This window comes from Brucella ciceri, assembly GCF_041930145.1.
GTDB lineage: Bacteria > Pseudomonadota > Alphaproteobacteria > Rhizobiales > Rhizobiaceae > Brucella > Brucella intermedia.
Genome location: NZ_JBHEEV010000005.1, coordinates 127,971 through 152,173 on the forward strand (window position 1 = coordinate 127,971; position 24,203 = coordinate 152,173).

A 24,203-nucleotide genomic window follows, 5' to 3' on the forward strand; every position below is an offset into this window, starting at 1 on the left:
AGACTTACCTCAATTTCGGATTAAGAGCATCACGCAGCCAGTCGCCGAGCATGTTGACAGCGACCACCAGCAGACAGAGCTGAATGACGGGGAAGAGCACGATCCACCAGGAGCCGGAAAACAGGAACTGATTGCCGATACGGATCAGCGTTCCGAGCGACGGCTGGCTGGGCGGCATGCCGATGCCGAGGAACGAAAGCGTTGCTTCTGTAAGGATTGCCATGCCGAAATTGAGCGTCGCCGCAACCATTATCGGCGTAAGTGTGTTGGGAAGAATGTGCTTGGCCATGATGCGCCGTGCCGGAACGCCGATCAATCGCGCCGCCGATACGTAATCCTTGCCGGTCTCGACAATGGCCTGCGCGCGCACTGTGCGGGCATATTGAACCCACGCCGAAAGGGCGATCGCCAGAATAAGAACCCCAGAAGCGCCAATTTCACGCAGGCCGACCGGCAGCATCTGACGCACGACCGTGGATACCAGAATGGCGACAAGGATGGTCGGGATCGACAGGGTGATATCGCCGAACCGCATTAGCAGATTGTCGATAAAGCCGCCGAAATACCCCGAGACCAGCCCCGCACTCATACCGATCAAGAGCGAGAGAACCACCGAAGCGATGCCTATGACGATGGAAATGCGCGTGCCGTAAAGAATGGCAGACAGCATATCTCGACCCTGGGTATCGGTGCCGAGAAGATATGGCCATTCGCCGCCCTCCTCCCATACCGGTGGCAATTCGGCCTTCCACATATCAAGCGCGGCGCCATCATAGGGGTTCTGCGGCGCAATCAGCGGTGCGAAAAGAGCCGTGAGGATCAGGATTGCCAGAAGAGCGGCGCTGAACATGGCCGTCTTGCTACGCGTAAAAGACCACCAAAGATCGCTTTTACGGATACGCTGGAAAAGCGACTGTCGCATGACGGGAGTAATTTGTGACGTTTGGGTGCTCATGGATATGGACTCCCGTTAATCAGCGAGCAGTGCGCAAGCGGGGATCGATTACCGCGTAGGCAATATCCACCAGCGTGTTGAGCACGACGAAGATGAAGGAAATGATGCAGAGATACGCCGCCATCACCGGAATATCGAGGAAGGTGACGGCCTGAATGAACAACATGCCCATGCCCGGCCACTGGAACACTGTCTCGGTGATGAGGGCGAAGGCAATCAACGACCCGACATTCATGGCGGTCATCGTCACCACCGGCATGAGACAATTGCGCAGCGCATGCCTGAAATAGATGCGCCAACGTGGAATGCCGCGAGCGCGGGCGAATTTCACATAATCAGAACGCAGCACTTCCAGCATTTCGGCACGCACAAGCCGCATGACGAGAGTCACTTGATAAAGCGAAAGCGCAATGGATGGCAGCAGGATAGCGGCGCGGCCCGAAGGATACAGCAGCCCTGTAGACCACCAGCCGAGCTGAACCACATCACCGCGCCCAAATGCCGGAAGCCATCCAAGCGACACTGAAAAAACGAGGATCAGCAGAATACCGACCACGAAGCTCGGCAGCGAAACGCCGACAATGGAGAGAAATTGGAGGCCCTCCGTATACCATTTGCCTCGTTTGATCGCGGTCAGCACACCCAGGGGCAGGCCGACCAGCAGCGAGATCAGGGTGGCAACGAGCACAAGCTCAAGTGTTGCAGGAAAGCGTTCACCAATGAGGTTCAATACATCCTGCCCATTTCGATAGGAAATGCCGAAATTGCCCTGCGCCGCATTGACCACAAAACGGGTGTATTGCGTCATAAGACCATCGTTAAGGCCAAGTCGCTCGCGCAGATTATCACGATCGGCCTGCGTCATCTGCTCGTTAGCCATCATCTCGACAGGGTCGCCAGCCAGCCGAAAAATCAAAAAGGCAAGCAAAGCGACGGCCAACATCACCATGACAGCGTTTGCCAGGCGCTTAATGATAAAAACCAGCATGGAATTCCCTCGGTAAGAACAGGGCGCCGCGGGGGACGCCGGTCCCCTGCGGCCTCATGATTGTATTATTTTGCAAAGTGCGTCAGCCAATGACGCGGTTTGTTGTCCGGCAGTTGCACGATCTTGTCGATCTTCTTCGACATGACCCATGCCATCGGTTGCTGGTGCAAAGGCAGCATTACGATTTCCTCCTTCACCATCTTTAAGGCTTCGGTCTGCAATGCCAGACGCTTGGTTCGATCCATCTCGGTCGATGCCTGCACGATAAGCTTGTCGATATCCGGATAGCTCCAGCCACCCCAGTTGAAGACACCGGCATTGGCTGTCTTGGTCTCGATCATCTGTAGAAGAATGGAATAACTGTCGAGCATCGGCTCAGTCGCCCAGCCGATTAGATAGACGTCGGCCTTGCCGCCTGTGCGTTTGGGCGCCTGCGCTGCGGTCGGGGCGATGTCGAGCTGGGGCTTGAATCCGCCCCTGCTCAGCATATTCACCAGGCCCTGACACAGCTCCTCCTCATTCACATAAGCATCCGTCGTGCACACCAGCGTGAATGGATATTCAGTGGCGTCGGCCTCTGCCAGAAGCTTCTTCGAGAGCTCTGGGTCATATTTGAGCGTGGTGTCCAATTCCGGCGTATAGCCCGGAATTTCCGGCGCGACTACGGCACCTGCCGTGCGCGACTTGCCCCGCATGATGCGCTTCTGGATCAGGTCACGGTCAAGCGCATGGGCAAAAGCCTGGCGCACACGCAGATCGTTGAACTTGTTCTCCGAACCATTGGCAAGCTTCGATTTTCGATTGAAGCCAACCATCACCGTGCGCAAGTCCGTACGCTCGAGCACATTGAGGTCCGGCTGGGCCTGCAAACGCGGAAGATCCTGCGACGGCGCGTTCTCCGTAAAGTTGATTTCACCAGAGAGAAGGGCCGCCACACGGGTCGCCGCCGAGGTAATGGGTGTGAACTCAATCCGATCGATGTTCGACTGCGACTTGTCCCACCAGTCCGCGTTCTTCACAAGGATGGTTTTGGAATCCGGCACGCGGCTTTCAAGCTTGAACGGGCCGGTGCCATTGGTGTTGTAGGTGGCATATCCTTCAATTTTCGCGCCGACATCCGTCGGCTTTTCCGAATTGTTGTTCTTCAACCAGCCGGCATCGAAGATATGAATGTTGGTAAGGTCGTTGAGCAGCAGCGGGTAAGGCCCGCTCAACTCGATATCGACCGTATGGTCGTCTACCTTCTTGGAGGACTTGTAGGCAGGAAGATTTCCACGCAATGGCGAGACTGGATCACTCACGCGTTTCAATGAAGCGAGGACGTCATCTGCGTTGAACTCGGCACCGTCATGAAACTTTACGCCTTTGCGCAGGTGAAAACGCCACACCGTATCCGAAACATTTTCCCAGGATTCGGCAAGTGCAGGCTCGATTTTCAGTTCGGCATCGTAACGCACCAAACCTTCATAAACATGATTGAGGAAAGACAAGGTATAGCTGTCACCATAGGAGTATGGATCGAGCGAGTAGATATCGCGCGATGCCCCCCATTTCAGCGTCTCCGCGTGGCCTGACAGGGTCAGGCTCGCCAGCACGGTCGCCGCAAGGCCCAGTTTTTTCAACATTGATTTGCTCCGCTTCTGGAAATTTGCGCCTCTTTTCGAGGTCTATTTTCATGGATAGCCGCAACCATGGCTCGCATGGTGACTTCGCACCCCTATGGCACGCTTCGCATTGATTGTGATTTTCCTCCCTCCAACACGGGCCTGCCTTTCCGGCTTGCTTCTTGGCCACGAGGGACAGTATGGCTATTAGTCAAAAGTTGTCAACGTGATTGTTGACAATATAATTATATTTGCGCGGCTGATATGTCGACAAAGATCGCCGATGGGGGCAGCGTTCCAAGCTGTCTTTATCAGAACCGCCTACCACCAAATGCCGTAGCCGGGCCGATGCTGGGCGTCATATAAATGTGTCGGGACGAAAGGCAGCGATGTTGACGCTTCTGCTCGCCTGCATCTTCCGATGTCACGGTCGTCCGGATACTAAAAGAGCGTCTCATCGAGATGAAACGCTCCATTTTTCCAATTATCTGGTGACTAACCTTACTCAGCCATCATGGTGTGCCAGTGACGCGGCTTGTTGTCGGCACGGAAATCCACGTTTTGGACCTTGTCGAGCATTCCCCAGGCGATAGGCTGCTGGTGAAGCGGGATCAGGATGGCCTTCTCCTTGGCGAACTTCAGCGCTTCCTCCTCCAGCGCCAGACGTTTGGCGGTGTCCGGCTCCTGAGCCGCCTTTTTCACCAGTTCGTCAAGTTCTGGATAGGACCATCCACCATAATTGGAAACACCGGTGGAACCGCTGCGTGTCGAGAGAACCTGGGAAAGCAACGAATAGGCATCGAGGGTCGGCTCGTTGGCCCAACTCAGATTGAACATATCAGCTTTGCCGTTCGTACGCTTGGGCTGTTGCACGGCACGCGGACCCATATCGATGGTCGGCTCGAAGCCGGAACGCTTCAGCATGTTTGCAATGCCAGAGCAAATATCTTCCTCGTTGATGCTCTCGTCATTCATGCACAGATAGGTGAAGGTCAACCCCTTCTGGCCTGCTTCTTCCAGCAGCTTTTGTGCAAGCTTGGGATCTGCGGGCTGATAGACGTCGAGGGATTTGGCATAACCCGCGATTTCCGGTGCTATGAGCGAACCGGAAGGCCGCGCCAGACCGCGCATGATCTTCTTGTTGATAAGATCGCGGTCGATGCTCGCTTCGACTGCCTGGCGGACGCGAACGTCGAGGAACGGGTTTGGACGCCCATCCTCAAGTTTTTCCTTGCCGTTGAAACCTATGAAGACCGTGCGCAGTTCGGTACGCTTGCTCACCTTGATACCCGGTGAAGATTCCAGCCTTGGAAGATCCTGAATAGGAGCGGAGTCAACCAGATCTATTTCGTTGGAAAGCAATGCAGCAACGCGGGTCGCAGCAGAGGAGATCGGGACATACTCGATGCGGTCGAGATTATGCTTTTTCTCATCCCACCACTGATCGTTGACCACGAGAACCGTTTTCGAATCCGGAACGCGGCTGTCCAGCTTGAATGGACCGGTGCCATTGGTATTGTGGGTGGCATAATTTTCGGTTTTGGAGGCGATATCGGTCGGCTTTTCGGCATTGTTGTCCTTGAGCCATTTTGCATTGAACATGAAGACGTTGGTCATGTCGTTCAGGAACAATGCGGTTGGCGACGAAACTTCGATATCTACTGTGAAGTCGTCCACTTTCTTCACGCCGACATAGAGCGGAATATTTCCACGCAGCGGCGAGGTCGGATCTGAAACACGGTTCATCGATGCGACAACATCGTCAGCCGTGAAGTCCGCACCGTTGTGAAACTTCACGCCCTTGCGCAAGGTAAAGCGCCAGTACTTGTTGTCGACGAGCTTCCATTCCGTCGCAAGCGCCGGTTCAATCTCGAAATTCGGACCGTAGCGGATCAGTCCTTCGTAAATATGGTTCAAGAACGCGAGATTGGAAGTCGAAGGAACTGAATCCGGATCAAGGGAGTAGATGTCCGCGCGGCTGCCCCAGCGCAATGTAGCCGCACCCGCCGATGAAACCGCGAGTGGAGCAGCGACAGCCGCTGCGGTCAGCGCCGATATGAGAAATCTGTTTAGACGCGTCATGCTCTTCCCTTCATGAGTAACGATCAAATTCGTTCGTCCGAATTTTTAAGCAGTATCATAATCCGTTTCATTATTGTCAACGATATTGTTGCCAATTATGCTTTAGAACATCGACACTAAAAAGCGGTTTTCAATGCGGCAAACGCGCAGGGAAACGGACAACGAGGGGAAAGTGAATGGATGGATTTCTGCTGCTCCACGGGACAATCGTAACGGTCGACAGCACGCGGCGGATCATTGAGGACGGTGGTCTGGCGATCGAAAAGGACAGGATCGTCGATATCGGCACGGCAGAAGAACTCCATGTCCGGCATGCCAGTAAAAAAATAATGGACTGCACCGGCAAACTGATCATCCCCGGACTGGTCGACGCTCACGGGCATGCTGGGCATGCCTTGATCCGCAGCATCGGTGCTGACACCAACTCGCTGTGGATGCGGATCGTCACTCCAACCTACTATCACTATGTCACGCGCGATTATTGGTACGCTGATGGTCTGGTCTCTGGCCTCGAAAGATTGTGCGCCGGTGTAACGACATCCGCCAGCGTCATCACCTCCATGCCGCGCAGCGATGATCCGGCCTTCGCAATCAATCATGCTCGCGCCTATTCAGAACTCGGTTTACGGGAGATCATCTGCGTCGGCCCCGGGGGCCTGCCATGGCCGCAATCGGTTACACGTTGGGATAGAGGCGAACCGGAGCGACACAGCGTTTCTTTCGAGGAAATGATGGATGGTGCCGAGGCCGTGATCGAAAGCCTGAACGGAACCGCCGATGGACGCATAAAGGTCTTTCTGACGCCCTTCACCATCGTCCCGTCGGTTGAACCGTCGAACGCGTCGACGCCGGATTTCGCCGTAACATTGACCAAGGATGACCGGATGCAGGCAAGGCGCATTCGTGAAACCGCGCGCAAATGGGGTGTGCGTATCCATTCCGACGCTTTTGCCGGACAAATCCGCATGGCCTGGCAGGACAAGGAGAATGGGCTTCTCGGCCCCGACGTGCACCTCCAGCATTGCTGGGGTATTTCATATGAAGAGATTGACATCCTTGCCGAGACAGGCACGCATGTCACCCACGCTCCGCCTGGCCGTTCGACACCGATCATGCAGATGATGGCCCGAGGCGTTCCTGTCGCCATCACTTCGGACGGCGCGGCTCCCAGCCGCCATTTTGACATGCTGCAAATCGCACGCATCGCCCAGTCGACGCAGCATATCCTGCACAATCACGATCGCTATATCCTCCCGCCGGGCAAAGTCTTCGAAATGATCACCATCGACGCGGCGCGTGCAATCGGCATGGATCACGAGATCGGGTCTCTCGAAAAAGGCAAAAAGGCCGATATCGCCATTATCGATATGCGCAAGCCTCATCTGACACCCAACTGGATGCCGGTTCACCGTCTGATCCATCAGGCGCTGGGAAGCGACGTGGATACCGTGATCGTGGACGGAAAAATCCTCATGGAGGATGGCAAGGTGCTCACCGCCAATATGCATGAAGCGCTGGCCTTCGGTGAAGCGGAAGCGCTTGCGCTGGTGGCGAGAGCGGGCTTGCAAAGCCATATGCATGACCCGGGCTGGGGGCAACTGCACCGCACCTTTCGTGAACCTATAAACCTGCCCTCGTTGCCCGATATCCGGCGGTAAGCACCCGCCTTTGCGAATTCTGAAATTGGGGCTGATCACAACGTCACGGGTTCGTTTCGATCGGGAGGTTGCGGCAGCAAGATTTGCAACATCTTGCTGCCATTCGACCAATTCAGGCTTCTGGCGAGTAACCGAAGGTTGCAGCCGGGTTTTCGGCTGTTTCCACCCAGATACTCTTCGCCTGCGTATAAGCCATCAACGCATCCTTACCGCTCGAGCGACCGTAGCCGCTGCGACCGAAACCGCCGAACGGCGACATGACGGAAATGGTCTTGTAACCGTTGATCCAGAAGGTTCCGGCCCGAACACTGGCTGCAACACGGTGAGCTCGCGCGACATTCTCCGTCCAGACAGCGCCTGCGAGTCCGTAGGCGTTGTCATTGGTGAGCGCAATTGCTTCCGCTTCGTCATCGAAAGACATGACGGCCACAACCGGACCGAACACTTCCTCCCTGGCAATCGTCATTGCCGGATCGACATGATCGAGGATTGTCGGCGCATAATAGTAGCCTCCGGTTTCCTCCAGGGCCGTCGGCTTTCCGCCTCCCGCCGCGAGCACCGCCCCATCCGTCACGCCGTCCCGGACCATCTGGTCGATCTTCGACCATTGCCGCGCATTGTTGATCGGACCGATATGTGAATTGTCGTCATAAGGGTCGCCTACGACGATACGGTTTGCGGCAGCGGCGTAACGCTCCACAAATTCCTGATGAATGGAACGGTGAACCAGCAAGCGTGAACCGGAGACACAACTCTGGCCTGCCCCACTGAAAATGGCCGATTGCGCACCGATCAGTGCACGGTCAATATTGGCGTCCGCGAAGACGATATTGCCGGATTTCCCGCCCAGTTCGAGAATACACGGAACAACGTTCTTCGCCGCCGTTGCCGCGATCGCTGAACCGGCCTGTGCCGAACCGACGAAAACGACCAGGCCTGTAGTTGGATGGGAAACCGCAGCCTGTCCGGCGGTCGGGCCCTGCCCGGCAATCACATTCACCAGACCACGCGGCGCGCCACCCAGTTCACACATGAGGCCGAGAATAAGCGTGGAGAGCGGCGTCAACTCGGATGGCTTGATGACGACACCGTTCCCCGCACAAATTGCCGGTGCTATCTGCCACCCGCCGGTGAACAGAGGCGCATTCCACGGCGTAATCTGTGTAACGACGCCGATGGGTTCATGGCGCGTATAGTTGAGATGGCTGCTCGGCACCGGGATGACATCGCCATAGAGCTTGTCGCACCAGCCGGCGTAATATTCGAACATCTCGGCGACACGCACTGCTTCACCCCGAATATCGCGAATGGGGCGACCGGCAGAACGGCTTTCGATTTCAGCGATCAAAGGAGCATGTTCGCGAATGCGCCGGGCAATCTCGTTCATCACGCGGCCCCGGGCGGACGCTGTCAGGGCCATCCATTCCTTTTGAGCGCGGGCGGCAGCGTCCATTGCCGCATCGACAATCGACTGGTCGGCATCCCTGAAGGACGCGAATACCTTGCCGGTCGCCGGATCGGTCAGTTTCTGTTCGTCACCGCTTCCGACAACGATTTCTCCATTCACGAAGCTGCCGATCTCACTCTTCGGGAAGAAGCTCTGGAAAATTTCGGCAATGCGCGCGGCTTGCGCTTTGGGGTCAATTGGGTGCGTCATTATTCTGGCCTTTACTTGGACGAGTCAGGTTGGAAAGCACCCATGCGGGTGAAGTCGTCGCGATCCTCAAGATGGTTCGAGCCAGCCCAGAGCTTCGCCACGACGGATGTCAGGGGGATATCTGCCCCGGTGCGTTCGGCCAGTTCCTGCGCCAAGCGCACATCCTTGCGCATCAAGCCCATCGTGAAACCACTGTCGAAACGGTCGTTCATTATCCAAGTCGGAAAGTGAACCTCGCTGATCATGGATTTTCCTGAAGCTGCATTCAGAACACGGAGTGCGGATTCGGGGCTTATTCCAGCGGCAAGCGCCAGCTTCAGGCCTTCGCTGGTGGTCACCATGTGGGCTGCTGCAAGCAGATTGTTGACGAGTTTTGCAACATTGCCCGCGCCGCTCGGTCCCACATGCAATGCCTTGGCGGCCATGGTTTCGATAACGGGCTGAGCCAGTGCCAGATCCGCATCGCTGCCACCGATCATCATTGTCAGTTTACCCGACGCAGCCCCGGCCGGGCCGCCGCTCACAGGGGCGTCGAGGAAGCCATGACCAAGCGCATCGAGCTTCTGGGCAAGCGCGCGGCTGACATCCGGTTCGGATGTTGATGTATCGATAATGACGACGCGGCTGCGCCCAGCACCCAACTGGTGGATATGCGCATTGACAACCGTCTCGACATCACGCGCAGTTGGAAGTGAGAAAACCAGAAAATCAGCGTTCTCGAACAGTTTGTCGAGCGTATCTGCGGGCGTCACATTCACCTTCTGGGCCAATGCCTTACGCTCCGGCGACAAATCGAATCCCAGCGTAGCGAACCCCTTTGCCGCCAGGGTTTGCGCCATGCCGAGCCCCATGCTGCCGAGGCCGACCACACCGATCACCGGGAGTTCCTGTTGCGCCATTCCTAATCTCCATTGCTCCTCGACCCCCGTGCGGCAGATCGCGTTTCGAATGGAGAAAAGCTCGCACCAAAGCGCGCGGTCGCATAGCCGGTTTGCAGACAACGCTGCGTCCCGTCATGCGCAACAGCAACACGCAAGACCTATCGAAACGCTGCCATGTTGTTGGCGAGAAACCCGCTCAACCGTTCTACCGATAGCGGCAGTCGGCGCCGCGCACGCACCATCAGATGTGCACTCGCTTCAGCCAGAAGCGGGTCGGACAGTTCGCGTATGGCGACGGCCTCGCGAGCCAGTTCCGTGGATACGGCGAACCGGGGCAGAAAAGATATGCCAAGCCCTGCAATCACGAACCGCCTCAAGACATCGATCGATGTCGTTTCGACCAGGGGTGAAATTGCAAATCCACGATCAGCTGCGACCCGCGTGACAAGTTGTGTAATGCCATGGCCTGGCCCTAGCAACGCATTGGGCAAACCTGCGCAGTCAGCGAGTTCCAGCCGGTCCTTTGCCAATACCGGATGGCCTGGCGGTGCGACCACGCAGAGCGGCTGTTTGGAAATGGCAAGCGACCGAACCCGGGCATCCGTCAGCGGATTATAGGCGATGCCAATATCGGCGTCTCCGTTGGCAATCCCGTCCAGCACGCTTTCCGTGCCGCCCAGCTGTAGATCGTACTGCACGTCCGGATAGATCCTGACAAAGGAACCAAGTCCATGTTGCAGAATGTCAGCGAGAAACCCTTCGCCGCACAGGATGCGGACCCGCCTTTGCTGCACACCTTTAAGAAAGCCCAGTTGCTCCCTCAGGAGACTGTGTTCTTCCAGAACACGCCTGCTATGCTCCAGGACCAGCTCGCCAGCTTCTGTCAAAGCCATGCCGCGTGCGTTTCGTTCAAACAAGGTCAAACCGATCTTGCGCTCTGTTTCGGCAATCTGACGGCTCACGACAGAAGGCGCAACGTTCACATGCTCGGCGGCACCTCGAATCGACCCGATCCGAACAACCGCCATGAACATTCGCAATTCTTTCGCATCGAGCGTTTCCATGGCACTATGTTGCTTGATTGGTGTCCGGGATCAAGGGAAGATGGGAACGAGGCCGAGCAGCCATCAGCCTGACGCCAGTTCGCTTGCAACCAGTTTGATCCAGAAGTTGGCACCTATCGGCAGAAGGGCGTCATTGAAATCATAATATGGTGAATGCAGACCCGGATTGCGTCCGTCACGACGGCTACCGAGCCAGAAGTAACAACCCGGTTTCTCCTGCAGCATGAAAGCGAAATCTTCGGCTGCCATGCTCGGGGCCACATCAAGAACCTCGAGGCCAAGGTCGGGTGACACAGCGAGTTCACGGATTCTGCGGGCATTGTCTGCTGTATTGATCGTTGAAGGATAACGTTTTTCGTAATCGACGCGTGCCGTACAACCAAAACCACTTGCGATTGAAGCAGCGAGCTCCTGCATCCGGCGGATAATCGTCTCCCCGACATCGGGCAAGAACCAGCGGGTGGTTCCGCGGATCACCATGCTTTCCGGAATGACATTCCAGGCGTCACCGCCATGCATCTGCGTGACGGAAACAACCGCGGATTCCAGCGGCGAAACATTGCGGCTGGCAATAGTCTGCAATGCCGTGACCAATTGCGCGGCGGCGACCACCGGGTCTGCGCCCTCATGCGGCATCGCCCCGTGCGCTCCCTTGCCGATCAGTTCGATCTCGAACGTCCCGAATGCTGCCATCATCGCATCGTCACGAGCTACGCAGGTCCCTACATCGAGCGCCGGCCAGTTGTGCAAGCCGTAAACCGCATCGACTGGAAAGTCCGTAAACAGTCCCCCACGCACCATTTCGCGACCGCCGCCTTCGTTTTCCTCGGCCGGTTGGAAAATGAAGCGTACGGTTCCGTCAAATTCAAGTTTGCTGACCACCTTTGCGGCAGCAAGAGCCATGGCTACATGTCCGTCATGACCACAGGCATGCATTTTGCCGGGTCTCTCCGATTCATAGCCGACACCGCTCTTTTCGATGATCGGCAAGGCATCCATATCCGCTCGGATGCCGATAGCGCGTTTCGACGTACCGCGCGTCAGGCTGCCGATCACGCCCGTTCCCGCAAAGCCGGACCGGACGCTAAACCCCCAGAGTTGGAGCTTTTCCGCTATGAAGGCGGCTGTGCGTTTTTCCTCGAAAGCAAGTTCGGGATGCCGGTGCAGATCATGCCGCCATCCCGTTGCTTCCGCTATATCGGCTTCACTGAGAAAAACAGCCATGCGAGCAATTCCCCTATATTATTCATGGCAGGCCCGCGGATCGAGCCTGCCATGATGCATTTAACCCGTAATGCGCAACGTCAGATCTGCGATGATTACCGAACCAAGGTAAGTGCCGATCATCACGCAGATAGCGACAACGACGATCTTCCAGCCGGAACGGCGAGCAATCTCGAATTCGTTGCGCGTCAACGCCAGACCGCCATAGGCCAGCGCGGGTGTTGCCAGCGCGAGAAAGTTCAGTTCCCCCACTTTCGCCAGAACAAACTCCGATCCGGGGACGCCGGGAATGGTGATGACAATGGCAATGAGGGAAACCCAGGCAACGCTCGGCAGATAGAAAGGCATATAACGGGCCAATATCAAGCCGCCGATGGATGCAGCGTAAAGCACCGCCATGCCCGGCAGCGCCTGTGCAGGTGTCACGCCCGTGCCGACCCAGTTCGCGACTAATCCGAGAAAGCAGGCAATAACCAGAAGCAAGGCATTTTCTACAATATCGATCTTGCGTTCGTCAGTCGTCTCGACAGACAGGGTCAGATGGTCGATCGTATTTTTCACTGATTTTGAAGTCATCAGTCTCTCCCTTACGCCGCGTCGCGATATTCTTCGGGGCGGCACTTTTTATAGAGCCATTCCGTGAGCGGCAGCGCCACAAACAGGCCGACATATAGTCCCGTCGCATAGGTGAGGATGTTGCTGGCGGCAGCCAGCGCCAGAATGAGATCCTTCTGTTCCGGCAAGACGCTGACCAGACCGCCCGTGCAGGCCGCAAGCATGCTGCCCGAACCGACACCGCACGACATGGCCAGCGCACGAAAATCAAAAAGCCCCAGACTGTTGACGAGCGGCGGCATCAAGGCAAAAACGAACGTGCCAATCAGAGTTCCGGTAGCGTAGACTCCCATCACGCCCGCACCTTCCGGACTGTCCAGACCATATTTGTCAGCAATCAGGGCCAAGTTAGGCTCCCGGTCAATCGAATAGGTTGCGCCGATGGTCTCCCGTCCCATGCGCAGCAGGAAAACGGCGATAGGAAAGGCGACGGCAATCGTTCCCAGATTGCCAATCTCCTGCAAAACGAGAGCAGGTCCGGCAGCAATAATATTCTCGATCTGAGGACCGACCGTCGTTCCGAACTTGGCGATGAACGGCATGATAGCAATGGTGATCATTGTGCCTGACAGCTTGACCGAGTCAGACTTCAGAACTTTCCCCGTCGCCTTCAAGATATTTGGATTCAGGATGACACCGAGAGCAAAGGCATAGAGCATCGGCAGAAAGATTACGGCACCGATGCCGATGGATATTTTCCGTATACCGATCAGTTCGGAAATACAGATGATTGCCAGTACAAACGCGTGCAACCAGATATGGCGCATCGCAAATACATTATTCCCCTTCACGCGGGCCTCCTTGTTTTTCTTCATACGCGCTATGCTTCAGTATGATGAGTTTGGGTCGAAGCACCAGCCTCAGGGGAAGGAACACAGTGTTGCTTTTGCAACAACGGCAGCCCTCGAACACGAGGCTGCGAAGACTTCTTGATCGTCCATGATCAAATGTCATGGCCTTCGCGAAATCCGCGAAAGCCAACTTTTCAGCGTTTTCCCGCTCTTATGATGAGCCGCTTGCGATTTGGCTACCGACCCGCGGCCGCATATCGGTCCCAGCAATCGCCAAGGTCCCTTGACAATTTGTGCTTCATGATGCGTTGGCTCGGTGTGCGTTCGAACTCCTCGACCACCGCAATGTAACGAGGGTTCTGATAGGCCGCGAGACGGCTCGTCAGCCATTCCGAAAGCGCCCCCGGATCAACTTCGCAGCCGGATTTCGGCTTGACGAACAGCTTTATGTCCTGCTCGCCGATTTCGGCGGCAACGCCGACAATCGCGCAATCCTCCACCGATGGATAGGCTCCGGCGACATGTTCGACTTCCCATGCCGAAACGTTCTCGCCCTTGCAGCGCACGCTGTCGGTCAGTCGACCATGGAACCAGAGATTGCCATCCGCATCGAACGAACCGGAATCGCCGGTATGAAGCGCGCCGTTGCGCAATGTCTTTGCAGTCGCTTCAGGGTTGTGCAGATATCCCTGGAACAACGCGCCTTCGATGGAAGACCGCACAACGATCTCACCTTTCTCACCGTCAGCCACCGGCTTTCCTGTTTCGTCGAGAAGCTCGACCGTGAACCACGGCATTGGCTTGCCGACAGCACCGACTGTTCCGTTATCGTTGCAGGTGGTGATGCTGGAGGCTTCAGTCATGCCGTAGCATTCGCGCATTTCCACCCCGAAGCGGTCGCGGAAAAGCGGCCAGACTTCTTTCGGGCACCCGCCGCCCCAGGCGATGCGCACGGGGTGATCTCGATCAGAAGCGCGCTCCGGCTGCTTCAGCAAAATTTGCAGAATGCCGCCCAGATAATGGATATGCGTTGCTCCATATTCGCGGACCTGTGCCCAAAAGCGGCTGGCGCTGAACCGGTCGACCATCGCGAGTGTGACGTCTTCCAGCGTCGGCAGAACAATAAGCTGCGCACCACCGATGTGATAAAGCGGCTCCCAGACAAAAAATACGTCGCCCGGACGCACCAAAGTCAGTTGCCGTACCGCTTCTCCAGCAAGACGCATCATGCCGTGGGTAACAAGTACCCCCTTTGGCCGCCCGGTAGTGCCGGACGTATACATGATTGCGAAGAGGTCGTCCGCCACCGGCAATTCTTCGGCTGGGCCCCACGCATCCTGAGCGACAATATCCTGTAACGATCCTTCCCCGGAAGTCAGGATAAAGGCATGCGCTGGTAATTCCGCACCGCATTCGCGGATCGTTTCCTGCGCATCCGGGTCGCAGATGACCACGCCAGGTTCACAATGTTCCAGAATATAGCGCAGCCCCTCGCCGCGCTGCTGCGCATTAACCGGCACCCACACGATGCCTGCGCGGGCAAGGGCGAACAACACTGTCAACGAAAGTTCTGAGTTACGCATCATCACGGCGGCCCGATCACCGCGCTTCAGTCCACGAGCGTTGAAATGCGATGCAAGCGCCGCCGATTGACGGTCAATGGCGGCAAACGTGATCGGCTGGCCATTGAAAAGTGCAAAGTTCTGGTCCGGCTTTTGCGCAGCCTTGGTCAGGAAGCTTCCAAGGAAGCCTTCAAATTTCATAGTCATGGGAGGCACTCTGTTTGGTCAGGAGGAGCGGCGGAGTTTTTCCGCCGCCAGAAGAAGTGTTGTGACGATGAGGAATACGACGACTGATACCGCTGCGAGCGTCGGATTGAGCTGGAGGATCATGTCGTCCCACATCTGTTTGGGCAGAGTGGTCTTTATGCCGCCGCTGACAAAGATCGCCACCGTCAGTTCATCGAAGGAGGTAATGAAGGCGAAGAGAAATGCCGCGGTCAGACCGCTACGGATGAGCGGAACGGTCACGAAACGCAACGCCTGTACCTTGTTCGCGCCGAGCGTTGCCGCGGCCTGATCAAGACGCCAGTCATAATTTTTCAGGATTGCCGCAATCGCAACGAAGGCAAAGGGCAAGGCCAGTACCGTATGACCGATCACGAGACCGGTATTCGTGGCCACAAGGCCGATCTGGGCGAACAGATAAAACAGGCCGACCGCGATAACGATACGTGGAACGATCATGGGAGCGAGGAAGAATGCGAATATCAGCCCGGCCCAACGGGACCGCGAGCGAGCCAGCGCCAGCGCAGCAAAGCCGCCGATGACTGTCGCGAGGATTGCCGTTGCAAAAGCCACACCGAACGACCGCACGGTTGCGGATAACCAGAGGTCGGAGGTGAAATAGGCTCGAAACCAGTCGAGACTGAAACCGGGAGGCGGAAATTCCAGAAACTGCGAACTGGTGAAAGCAATCGGGATCACGATCAGCGTCGGCAGCATCAGAAACGCGCAGGACAGAAAGCAGTAAATTCCCAATAGACGCTTCGTGATGGCTTGTCCGAGCAAAGTGCGGACAGCCATGGCAATGCGGCTGGACGCAAGTGCACTGATTTCCAGAATACGCAAGCCGATATTTCGCAGAATACCATTCTTGCCTTTGTGTGCAGCTCCCGTATCACCTGAAAGGCTTGAAAGGCCGAAGACGCGATCATAGACCCAGCATGTGACAAGGGCCGCGACCAGCATCATGGCAGCCAGCGCCCCCGCGAAGGCCCAGTTCAGGATTTCCTGCACCTGGACGATAATCAACTGCGCGAGCATGGTCTGCTGGCGTCCGCCCAAAAGGGCGGGAACAATGAAGAAGCCGAGGGAAGAAATAAAGGTGAGGAGACCGGCCGCAGCCGCGCCCGGCAGGGACAACGGGAAATAAACCAGCCAGAAACTCTTGGCCGAATCCGCCCCCAGCGTGCCCGAAGCCTGTGTGAGCCTGCGGTCGATCCCGCTCATGACTGGCAGCATGGTCAATACGGCAAGCGGCAGCATGGCATGAACCATGCCTATCATGACGCCGAACTCATTGTGTAACATTTCCAACGGCGAGCCTATCACGCCCGAACCGAGACCAAGCTGATTGATAACCCCGGTGCGTCCAAGAAGAATAACCCACGCAAAACTCTTAACGAGATAACTCGTCCAGAACGGCACCATCACCAGCAAAATCATCATGCCGCGCTTGCGCTCCGGCAGGCGCGACAGCCAATAGGCGAGCGGATAGCCGAACAGAAGCGAGAACATCGTGGTCAGGGCCGCAATGCGAAACGTGATAAGCAAAACACGAAAATATACATCCGTGTCGAAAATTCGCGTGTAATGCGCTCCCGTAATCGCACCGGTGTCCGCGTTTTCGAAGCTCAAGCCCATCAGCCGCGCGACAGGCACCAGAAAGAAAATGATCAGGAAGACAAGTCCCGGCGCGACCAGCCAAAGCGGACCGAAACGGAAGCGAGCACGTGTCGTACCCGCCTGAGAAACTGCAGCAACACTCATGGCGTCACCAGAACAGCCGCTTCCGGCTGCCAGCTCAGGGTAACATTTTCGCCGAGCGCTGGGATAGGCCGACCCGGCAGCACCCGTACAGTCAGAAGGCGCGCTTCGGCTGCATCCACCAATACGCGCGTTTCAGAACCTGCATAGACCACTTCCGCTACCCGGCCGCGAACGCGATTTGCGCCGGCATCGCCGAGTTCCATATGTTCAGGCCGCACCACCAGCGCCATCTCGCCATCGTGAATGTCACATGCCTTATCGAGAAGAAGCTTCGCATTTTTAGTCGAAAGGTGCGGGCGACCGTCACTGCCGGTTTCGATATTGCCGCGAAATATGTTGGAGATCCCGATGAAGTCTGCGGCAAAGGCTGTCGTGGGACGGGAATAGATTTCTTGCGGCGGCGCAATCTGTTCGACCATTGCGTGGTTCATCAGGCAAATGCGATCCGAGAGAGCAAGTGCCTCCTCCTGATCATGGGTCACATAAACGATGGTGGCACCTGTCTGGCGATGCAATTGCTTGATTTCGAATTGCATATGCTCGCGCAGTTTCTTGTCGAGCGCTCCCAGCGGTTCATCCATGAGAATGATGGACGGCTGGTAGACAAAGCAGCGGGCGAGAGCCACGCGCTGTTGCTGGCCGCCCGAAAGCTCACGCGGGAATCGCGAGGCAAGATGACCAAGCTGCACCATATCCAGCGTGCGCTGCACCTGAGCCTTGACGTCAGCAGACTTCTGACCCCGCATCTTTAGCGGAAAGGCGATGTTTTCCTCGACAGTAAGATGCGGAAACAACGCGTAATGCTGGAAAACAAGGCCGATATCGCGCTTATGCACCGGCGTATCCGTTTCGTCCCTGCCATCGATGAAGAGTCGGCCTTCACTCGGCAGAACGAGACCGCTGATCATCTGAAGGAGCGTCGTCTTACCGGACCCCGAGGGTCCAAGAAGCGTCAAGAACTCGCCCGGCTTCACCGCAATATTTGTCGGTTTGAGCGCGATGGTTTCGCCATAGCGCTTGGATAGTCCGTCAACGAGAAGTTTCGGCTCAAGAGCGTGTTCGGGTTTGGCAAGCATGTCGTTCCCCTTAAACCCGGAGCCAGCGACCTCGCCGGCCGCTGCTCCATCTTTTGTTTTTCATATTGCGTAGTCAGTCCGACCGCATGGGTCGCCCAGGTTCAGCTTTGCTCAAGTGCAGCTCAGCCAAGTATCCAGGCATTGAAGCGCTCGGTCATTTCCGAACGATTGGCGCTCCACCAGTCTTCGCTGGCGATGCTCATCTGTTTCAGATTGGCTTCGAAGGTCGGCAACGACGATGCCCGTTCCGCCGGAATATGCTCGTAGGCCTTCAGGTTGGTCGGGCCGTAAGCGAGAAACTCCGTGAACAGCGCCTGCTGTTTCGGATCGGTGCAGAACTTGACGAACTGACGGGCGATATCGGCACGCGGCGATCCTTTGGGGATACCCCAACCTTCGATGGAATAAAGGCCCTGGTTCCAGCCGATTTTCACCGGAGCGCCCCCATCGATGACGGCTTGCGCACGTGCGTTCCACAAGGCGATCATGTCCACTTCGCCGCTCTGGATAAGCTGGCTCGACTGGGCGCCGCCCGTCCACCATACATCCACATGCGGCTTGATCTTTTCGAGGCTGGCATAGGCGCGCTCAATATCGAGCGGGTAGAGCTTGTCGAGCGGAACGCCATCGGCGAGCAATGCCTGTTCCAGCGTATCGATTGGGTTCTTGCGCAACGACCGGCGGCCCGGAAACTTTTCGACGTTCCAGAAGTCCGCCCAGGATTTTGGCGCTGCCGCATCGTCAAATCGGTCGGTGCGATAGGCCATGATCGTTGAATAGACATCTACACCGAGCCAGACTTCGGTCAGCGAATCCGGCATCAGGCCCGGAGCATCGGCGGCGACAATACCGATCGGCTCGAGCAGATTACGCTTCTGGAGAATATCGCGTGCTGATAGCGTCAGCGTGCAGACATCCCAGCTATAGGAACCGGTCTCGACCATGGCGCGAAATTGCGCCGTAGGTTCGGCATCGCGCGCTACATTGACCACCTTGATCCCTGTCGCCTTCTCAAAGGGATCATAGAATGCCTTGCGATAGCCGGGGCTGTAAGGTCCACCCGGATCGGCTACCGTCAGTGGCTCCGCGGCTGAAGCCCGACGCGTAAGAATGGCCGGGGTAGCAAGTGCTATGCCGAGCCCGCCTCCGAGCTTCAGTAGATTCCGGCGATGAATTGTAATCGTCTTCCCATTTTTCATTGTTTTCCCTCCGGCATGTCATTCGGTATGCGATATCAAACCGTCCGCCCCTTTTTGGGACGGACGGACATTGGTTGGTCAGGAAGCTTTGCGGGCCGCACGCTCGGCGAGAAACTGCTCCATCATGCGAGCCGGTTCACCCGATGCATAGGCTTCCTTCTGAATGCGCGATCCCGCAGCCAGACAGTCGCGGAAGCCTGCTTCCGTCATTTCGCGGAAACGCTGCTTGTTGAGACGCATGGCTACCGGCGGCTTGGCGCCGAGTTCCCGTCCGAGCGCGACAGCTTCATCCAGGACCTTGGACTGATCGACAATGCGATTTATGATTCCGATGGCGTGGCATTCCTCGGAATCCATCAGGCGCCCGCTCAGCGTGAGGTCGATGGTGCGGGCAAGACCGATGATCTCGCGCATGATCCACGGGCCGGTGGTGCTGGCGATGCCGGAATTGATCTCCGGTTGGCCCATGCGGACGGCCGGATGGCCGATACGGAAATCACAGAGAAGCGCTACCTGAAAGGCAGACCCGGCAGCGACACCGTTGAGCGCCGCGATCAGTGGTTTGGAGAGCGAACGCATGCGATCATAAAGACGCTCCCATTCGCCAACCCATTCCTTGCCGCGCTCGGCATCGAACGTCCGGGTTTCATTGAGATCCTGACCTGCGCTGAACGCACGGTCGCCGCCCCCGGTCAGAATGATCGCACGGATATCGGCGTCGCCTTCAAACACATCGAAAGCCTCGATGAGCTGGCGGCGCATCGCGCTGTGCCACGCATTGAGGATGTGGGGACGGTTGAGCGTGATGATGCCGACCTCGCCTCGACGCTCAGTCAGGATAAAGCGATCCATTGTGTTCTCCCTTTGGGGTTATGCGCTTACAAATCTTTTATTGCATTGCAATAACTATTATGTTATGGTGATTTTATTGTATTATAATGTCAAGCATCTTTTCAGATTCTTGATAATTCTGCTATTAAACGACGATTATCTCAGGCGAGTTTTTGATGGTACGCAAAGCGGAAAAGTCAGTGAAATCAGTCAATGAAAGCGTGGGCAGTGATCGCGATCCACTGCTCGTGCAATCCGTCGAAAAAGCATTTCGTGTTTTGCGGGCCTTTGATGGCAGCAGGCCAACTCTCAGCCTGTCTCAGATCGCGGAAGAGACCGGGCTGGATATTTCAGCGGCGCAGCGGTTCACTTATACACTCACCAAACTGGGCTATCTGACCAAGAGCAGCGAAACGAAGCGTTTTGAACTGGGCGTAAAGACGCTGGACTTCGGCTACCATTACAGCCGCGCCAGTGTGCTCGTCGAACGGGGTACGCCTTATCTTCTTCACCTGAGCAAAACCACGGAAGAGACGGTAAACCTGACCGTTCTGGACGAGACCGACATCGTTTTCGTCCAGCGATTCATGAGCCGCCATGTATTGAACAACGATGTCGTCACCGGCATGCGTCTACCGGCTTACTGCACGGCACCCGGCATTGCTATCCTCTCGGCCCTGTCGGAAGATGAAGCGAACGCAGTGCTGGATCGCTCTCATTTGCATCCCTACACACCCCACACCACATGGAATCGCGACGAGTTGAATGCAAAGCTCAAGCAAGCCGCAGCCAAGGGCTATGCAACTGCATTTGAGGAATATTTCCACGGCGATCTTTCCTTCGCATCGCCTATTCTGGACGCTCGGGGCCATCCCTATGGCGCAATCAATATTGCTGTATCTCGCAGCCGCTATACGCCAGAGGAAGCAGAAGAGAAATATGCGCCTCTTGTGACGGCGGCAGCCCGTTCAATCACTCTTATTACGAACGCAAGGCGCTAGGTTTCTGAGGAGAGCAGGAGTTCAGTGAAGGCAATGAGGTTTTCGCGGTCGTTCCAATCCGGTGACGGTTGGTCCCGGGGACTTTAGAGAATTGTCTATCGAGACGTTCTCATCTCACGTTCTCATTCAATTTGGACGTTATCTGAAGCGGATCGTTACCGTGGATAAACGCGGTCCACTAAAAGTTGCATAATCGCCACATTCACCCCATTGCTTTTTCCGATTGCTGTTTATATGAGGTCTGCGATTTCTCCCCCTAAAAGGGGGGAACAACGCATTTCAGGAACATGTTCAGGCTCGGTTCATCTTGGATGTCCCAATAGCCGTCACAGAACTGGAGCCTCTCTGAGGCCCGGTCAATCGCATCACGTTAATCACTACGAGCTCAGAATGACTCTTCCTACGAATGGCCACGAACGTCTGGCACATGGCGGGTTCGCCACCCCCGAGCAACTTGCCAACCAGATCCGCGCCGTCTGGCAGGACAATGGCCTGACGTGGAAACCTACCGCCCGTTGGTTTCCACGTATGCCTGCACATCTGGACGAGATATTCGGCCTGCTATTTGACACGGACGCAGACGGGCATGTCGATGCCATTCTGTTCGCCGACGAGCGGCGTTCGTCGCCTCTGCACAACATTCGCGATTTTGTCGGCTCACTTCAGTCCCCGCTCATAGACCTCAAGGGGCGTGCCGGCGATTTTGCTGACGCGCATTTCGACCTGCAAGAGCCCCGGACGTGGACAGAAACCGCCCGGCGCATCCTCAAGTTTCGTCAGCAGGGGGACGCACTGACCCTGCAGTTCCGTCAGTCGGTGGATCCCGAGATCCAATTGCTGGCGCACATGTACGTTTCGAACAAAGAGCTGCGAGCAATGCGCTATCCGCTGGCACCGGAAGCCGTCTGCTATCCGGGATTCTACTCGGCCGGGAAGATCGTCCCGCTTGCCGAAAGCCTTGTGTTGCGCGGGTTCCTGAAACGGCGTTTCTTCGATCGGCTGCACGAGTGTCCAAACTGCCACTCGCGTCGTCTGTCCGTCCGCGAGGAATGCCCATCCTGCCGCTCGGCCGATCTGCGCGAAAGTCCGCTCATTCATCATTTCCATTGTGCGACCATATTGCCGCAAGAGCAATTCCGGCAGGGAATGTCGCTGGTCTGCCCCAAATGCCAGCGCCAGCTTCGCAACTACGGGAAAGACTACGATCGCCCGGGCGAAGCGTATACTTGCAACACATGTGAAGCTACATCGTCGGAAGTCGAAGTCGGGTTCGTCTGTCTGGATTGCAATGCCCGTACGGATGGTGAAGCAATCCAGCAAGTGGATCTCCACAGCTATCTCCTGACGGACGCCGGTGCGGCATTTCTGGAGGGCAGGCTTTCCGTGACCGACTCTTCTCTACCAGTTCCGCTGCAAAGAGAGATCGACCGCATCAATGCATCCGCGGGTGCGAATGCAGCCCTGGCAGAAATTCGGTTCGCCGATGGCGAACAGGTAATCTCGGTCAATGGCCGCCCCACATTCGACAAGTCCCGGGATCTCTTTTTCGAGAATCTGCGTAACCGTTTGGGCGTTGCCGCTTCGCTCTTTGTAGATGGTGATATGGCCTATCTTCTGGCAGAACGCTTTGATGCGGTCCTTGAGCGGGAGTTGCAGGACACCGTGCGAAGCAGCGAGGAAGTCCTACGTGTCAAGCTGTCTCCCGTGTTGACGGTGAAACAACGTCTCGGAAGAGGCTGACCGTGAACACGCTGGAACTGGGCTTCGCATTTCTGCTGAGCCAGACGACCCTTAGTATCATGTCGGTCTTCTGGTACACGTTGATCTTCGAATTTCCACGCTACATCCTGCCATTTCTCGTGGCGGGAATGGTCATGCGTTCGCCGGATGCCGAGGCGCTGATCGAAGAAGACGGCACGGCCAGCGAGCATCCCAGCGTCAGTGTCATTCTCGTGGGGCATAACGAGGAAGATGCGCTTGAGGCTTGCGTCCGCTCTCTGCACGAGCAGTCTATACAGAACTTTGAGATCGTCATCGTCAGCGACGGTTCTACTGACCGCATGGTCGAGGTCGCTCAATCCCTCGTCAAACAGGGACTGGCAACGAAAGTGCTATCCACCAGTCTGCGCGGCGGCAAGTCCAGCGGCATCAATCTAGCATGCGCCTACGCTTCGGGCGATATCATAATCAATGTCGACTGTGACTGTTCGTTCGACCGATACGCATTCGAATATCTGCTGAGGCCGTTTTCCGATCCTGCAGTGGGCGCCGTCTGTGGGGATATCGCTCCTCGCAACAGCGATGCGAGTGTTATCAGCCAGTTTCAGGAAATCGAATACCTGCAATCTATTGCAGTCGGCAAGCGCATTGCCAGCGCGGTCAATCAGGTCGTCTGCGCGTCAGGCGCCTTCAGTGCTTTCCGGCGCAAGGCTCTGGACGACATCCGTGGCTTTGATGTTGGCGGCGGGGAAGACCTGGATACGACAATCAGACTTCGCCTGAAGGGCTGGCGGATCGAATACGCCCCCGAGGCGGTGTGTTATACCGATGTGCCTACGACTGTTTATCAGTACATACGGCAACGCCTGCGGTGGGAACGCGACGCGATCTGGATTCGCTATCGCAAGCACGTTCAGCTGATGAACCCGCTATCGCCCGCATTCCGGATCACCGAGGCCGTCCATCAGTGGGATTTCCTGCTCTTCAACGTCGTGGGAGCTTTTATCTTCCCGGTCTATCTGGTCTGGCTGTTCATCCAGTATGGAGCCTTCACACCAGCAATCCTGATCGCAATGCAGATCGGTCTGCTGGCAATCGATGTGCTCATTCTGGCTGCTTCCGCCTGGTGTACGGGTCGGCATGTTTTCCTGCGCAACCTCTTGTTCCTGCCGGGTTATTCCCTGTTCATGACTTATGTCATGCGCCCCGTCAGACTCATTGCCTATATTGACGAATGGGTGTTCTCCGGCTCTCACCGTGACAATTACACACCGGTGAAAGTCCGCATGCAACGTCCCTGGTAAAAA

General features: G+C 56.4%; 19 protein-coding genes. 4 read left to right on the forward strand and 15 right to left on the reverse strand.

Annotated elements, in window-relative coordinates:
* Window positions 1-4 precede the first annotated feature (4 nt).
* The 4 genes from JNC63_RS11620 to JNC63_RS11635 form a co-directional block, all read right to left on the reverse strand.
* Window positions 5-955, reverse strand: a complete 951-nt coding sequence (locus JNC63_RS11620; protein WP_006469661.1) for an ABC transporter permease — start codon at window positions 953-955, stop codon at window positions 5-7.
* A 19-nt stretch (window positions 956-974) separates the two neighbouring features.
* Complete coding sequence (locus JNC63_RS11625) at window positions 975-1,943, reverse strand: ABC transporter permease (protein ID WP_006469660.1); 969 nt, start codon at window positions 1,941-1,943, stop codon at window positions 975-977.
* A 65-nt stretch (window positions 1,944-2,008) separates the two neighbouring features.
* On the reverse strand, window positions 2,009-3,568 hold the full coding sequence (locus JNC63_RS11630) for an ABC transporter substrate-binding protein (RefSeq protein WP_006469659.1): 1,560 nt from the start codon (window positions 3,566-3,568) through the stop codon (window positions 2,009-2,011).
* A 480-nt stretch (window positions 3,569-4,048) separates the two neighbouring features.
* Window positions 4,049-5,629, reverse strand: a complete 1,581-nt coding sequence (locus JNC63_RS11635) for an ABC transporter substrate-binding protein (RefSeq protein WP_039853406.1) — start codon at window positions 5,627-5,629, stop codon at window positions 4,049-4,051.
* A 176-nt stretch (window positions 5,630-5,805) separates the two neighbouring features.
* Between JNC63_RS11635 and JNC63_RS11640 the strand changes: the two genes are divergently transcribed.
* Window positions 5,806-7,287, forward strand: a complete 1,482-nt coding sequence (locus tag JNC63_RS11640) for an amidohydrolase family protein (protein ID WP_006469657.1) — start codon at window positions 5,806-5,808, stop codon at window positions 7,285-7,287.
* A 112-nt stretch (window positions 7,288-7,399) separates the two neighbouring features.
* Here the strand turns inward: JNC63_RS11640 and JNC63_RS11645 are convergent, their stop codons facing one another.
* From JNC63_RS11645 to JNC63_RS11695, 11 genes are all read right to left on the reverse strand, one after another.
* Window positions 7,400-8,944 (reverse strand): aldehyde dehydrogenase family protein, encoded by a 1,545-nt coding sequence (locus JNC63_RS11645; protein WP_006469656.1) that lies wholly within the window; start codon window positions 8,942-8,944, stop codon window positions 7,400-7,402.
* Window positions 8,945-8,955: 11 nt separating this feature from the next.
* Window positions 8,956-9,843 carry an NAD(P)-dependent oxidoreductase gene (locus JNC63_RS11650; RefSeq protein WP_006470735.1) on the reverse strand — a complete coding sequence of 296 codons (888 nt, stop codon included), beginning with the start codon at window positions 9,841-9,843 and terminating at the stop codon, window positions 8,956-8,958.
* A gap of 140 nt (window positions 9,844-9,983) precedes the next feature.
* Window positions 9,984-10,889 carry a LysR family transcriptional regulator gene (locus JNC63_RS11655; protein WP_006469654.1) on the reverse strand — a complete coding sequence of 302 codons (906 nt, stop codon included), beginning with the start codon at window positions 10,887-10,889 and terminating at the stop codon, window positions 9,984-9,986.
* A gap of 63 nt (window positions 10,890-10,952) precedes the next feature.
* Window positions 10,953-12,113 (reverse strand): M20 aminoacylase family protein, encoded by a 1,161-nt coding sequence (locus JNC63_RS11660; RefSeq protein ID WP_006470736.1) that lies wholly within the window; start codon window positions 12,111-12,113, stop codon window positions 10,953-10,955.
* A 60-nt stretch (window positions 12,114-12,173) separates the two neighbouring features.
* Window positions 12,174-12,689 (reverse strand): hypothetical protein, encoded by a 516-nt coding sequence (locus JNC63_RS11665; RefSeq protein ID WP_006470737.1) that lies wholly within the window; start codon window positions 12,687-12,689, stop codon window positions 12,174-12,176.
* Between the two features lie 11 nt (window positions 12,690-12,700).
* Window positions 12,701-13,543, reverse strand: coding sequence for a DUF3100 domain-containing protein (locus JNC63_RS11670; protein ID WP_006469653.1), 843 nt, complete (start codon window positions 13,541-13,543; stop codon window positions 12,701-12,703).
* Between the two features lie 212 nt (window positions 13,544-13,755).
* Window positions 13,756-15,288, reverse strand: coding sequence for an AMP-binding protein (locus JNC63_RS11675; RefSeq protein ID WP_036564777.1), 1,533 nt, complete (start codon window positions 15,286-15,288; stop codon window positions 13,756-13,758).
* A gap of 18 nt (window positions 15,289-15,306) precedes the next feature.
* Complete coding sequence (locus JNC63_RS11680; protein ID WP_006469651.1) at window positions 15,307-17,070, reverse strand: ABC transporter permease subunit; 1,764 nt, start codon at window positions 17,068-17,070, stop codon at window positions 15,307-15,309.
* Window positions 17,067-18,146 carry an ABC transporter ATP-binding protein gene (locus tag JNC63_RS11685; protein ID WP_006469650.1) on the reverse strand — a complete coding sequence of 360 codons (1,080 nt, stop codon included), beginning with the start codon at window positions 18,144-18,146 and terminating at the stop codon, window positions 17,067-17,069. The genes JNC63_RS11680 and JNC63_RS11685 overlap by 4 nt, the downstream gene beginning before the upstream one ends.
* Before the next feature lie 122 nt (window positions 18,147-18,268).
* On the reverse strand, window positions 18,269-19,345 hold the full coding sequence (locus JNC63_RS11690) for an ABC transporter substrate-binding protein (protein WP_006469649.1): 1,077 nt from the start codon (window positions 19,343-19,345) through the stop codon (window positions 18,269-18,271).
* Window positions 19,346-19,423: 78 nt separating this feature from the next.
* Window positions 19,424-20,197 (reverse strand): enoyl-CoA hydratase/isomerase family protein, encoded by a 774-nt coding sequence (locus JNC63_RS11695; RefSeq protein WP_006469648.1) that lies wholly within the window; start codon window positions 20,195-20,197, stop codon window positions 19,424-19,426.
* A 155-nt stretch (window positions 20,198-20,352) separates the two neighbouring features.
* Between JNC63_RS11695 and JNC63_RS11700 the strand changes: the two genes are divergently transcribed.
* The 3 genes from JNC63_RS11700 to JNC63_RS11710 all read left to right on the forward strand — a co-directional run bounded on the left by JNC63_RS11700 (window position 20,353) and on the right by JNC63_RS11710 (window position 24,200).
* Complete coding sequence (locus tag JNC63_RS11700; protein ID WP_006470739.1) at window positions 20,353-21,177, forward strand: IclR family transcriptional regulator; 825 nt, start codon at window positions 20,353-20,355, stop codon at window positions 21,175-21,177.
* 528 nt (window positions 21,178-21,705) lie between these two features.
* Window positions 21,706-22,917, forward strand: coding sequence for a TackOD1 domain-containing metal-binding protein (locus JNC63_RS11705; protein ID WP_244911660.1), 1,212 nt, complete (start codon window positions 21,706-21,708; stop codon window positions 22,915-22,917).
* A 2-nt stretch (window positions 22,918-22,919) separates the two neighbouring features.
* Window positions 22,920-24,200, forward strand: a complete 1,281-nt coding sequence (locus JNC63_RS11710) for a glycosyltransferase family 2 protein (protein ID WP_006469645.1) — start codon at window positions 22,920-22,922, stop codon at window positions 24,198-24,200.
* Window positions 24,201-24,203 lie beyond the last annotated feature (3 nt).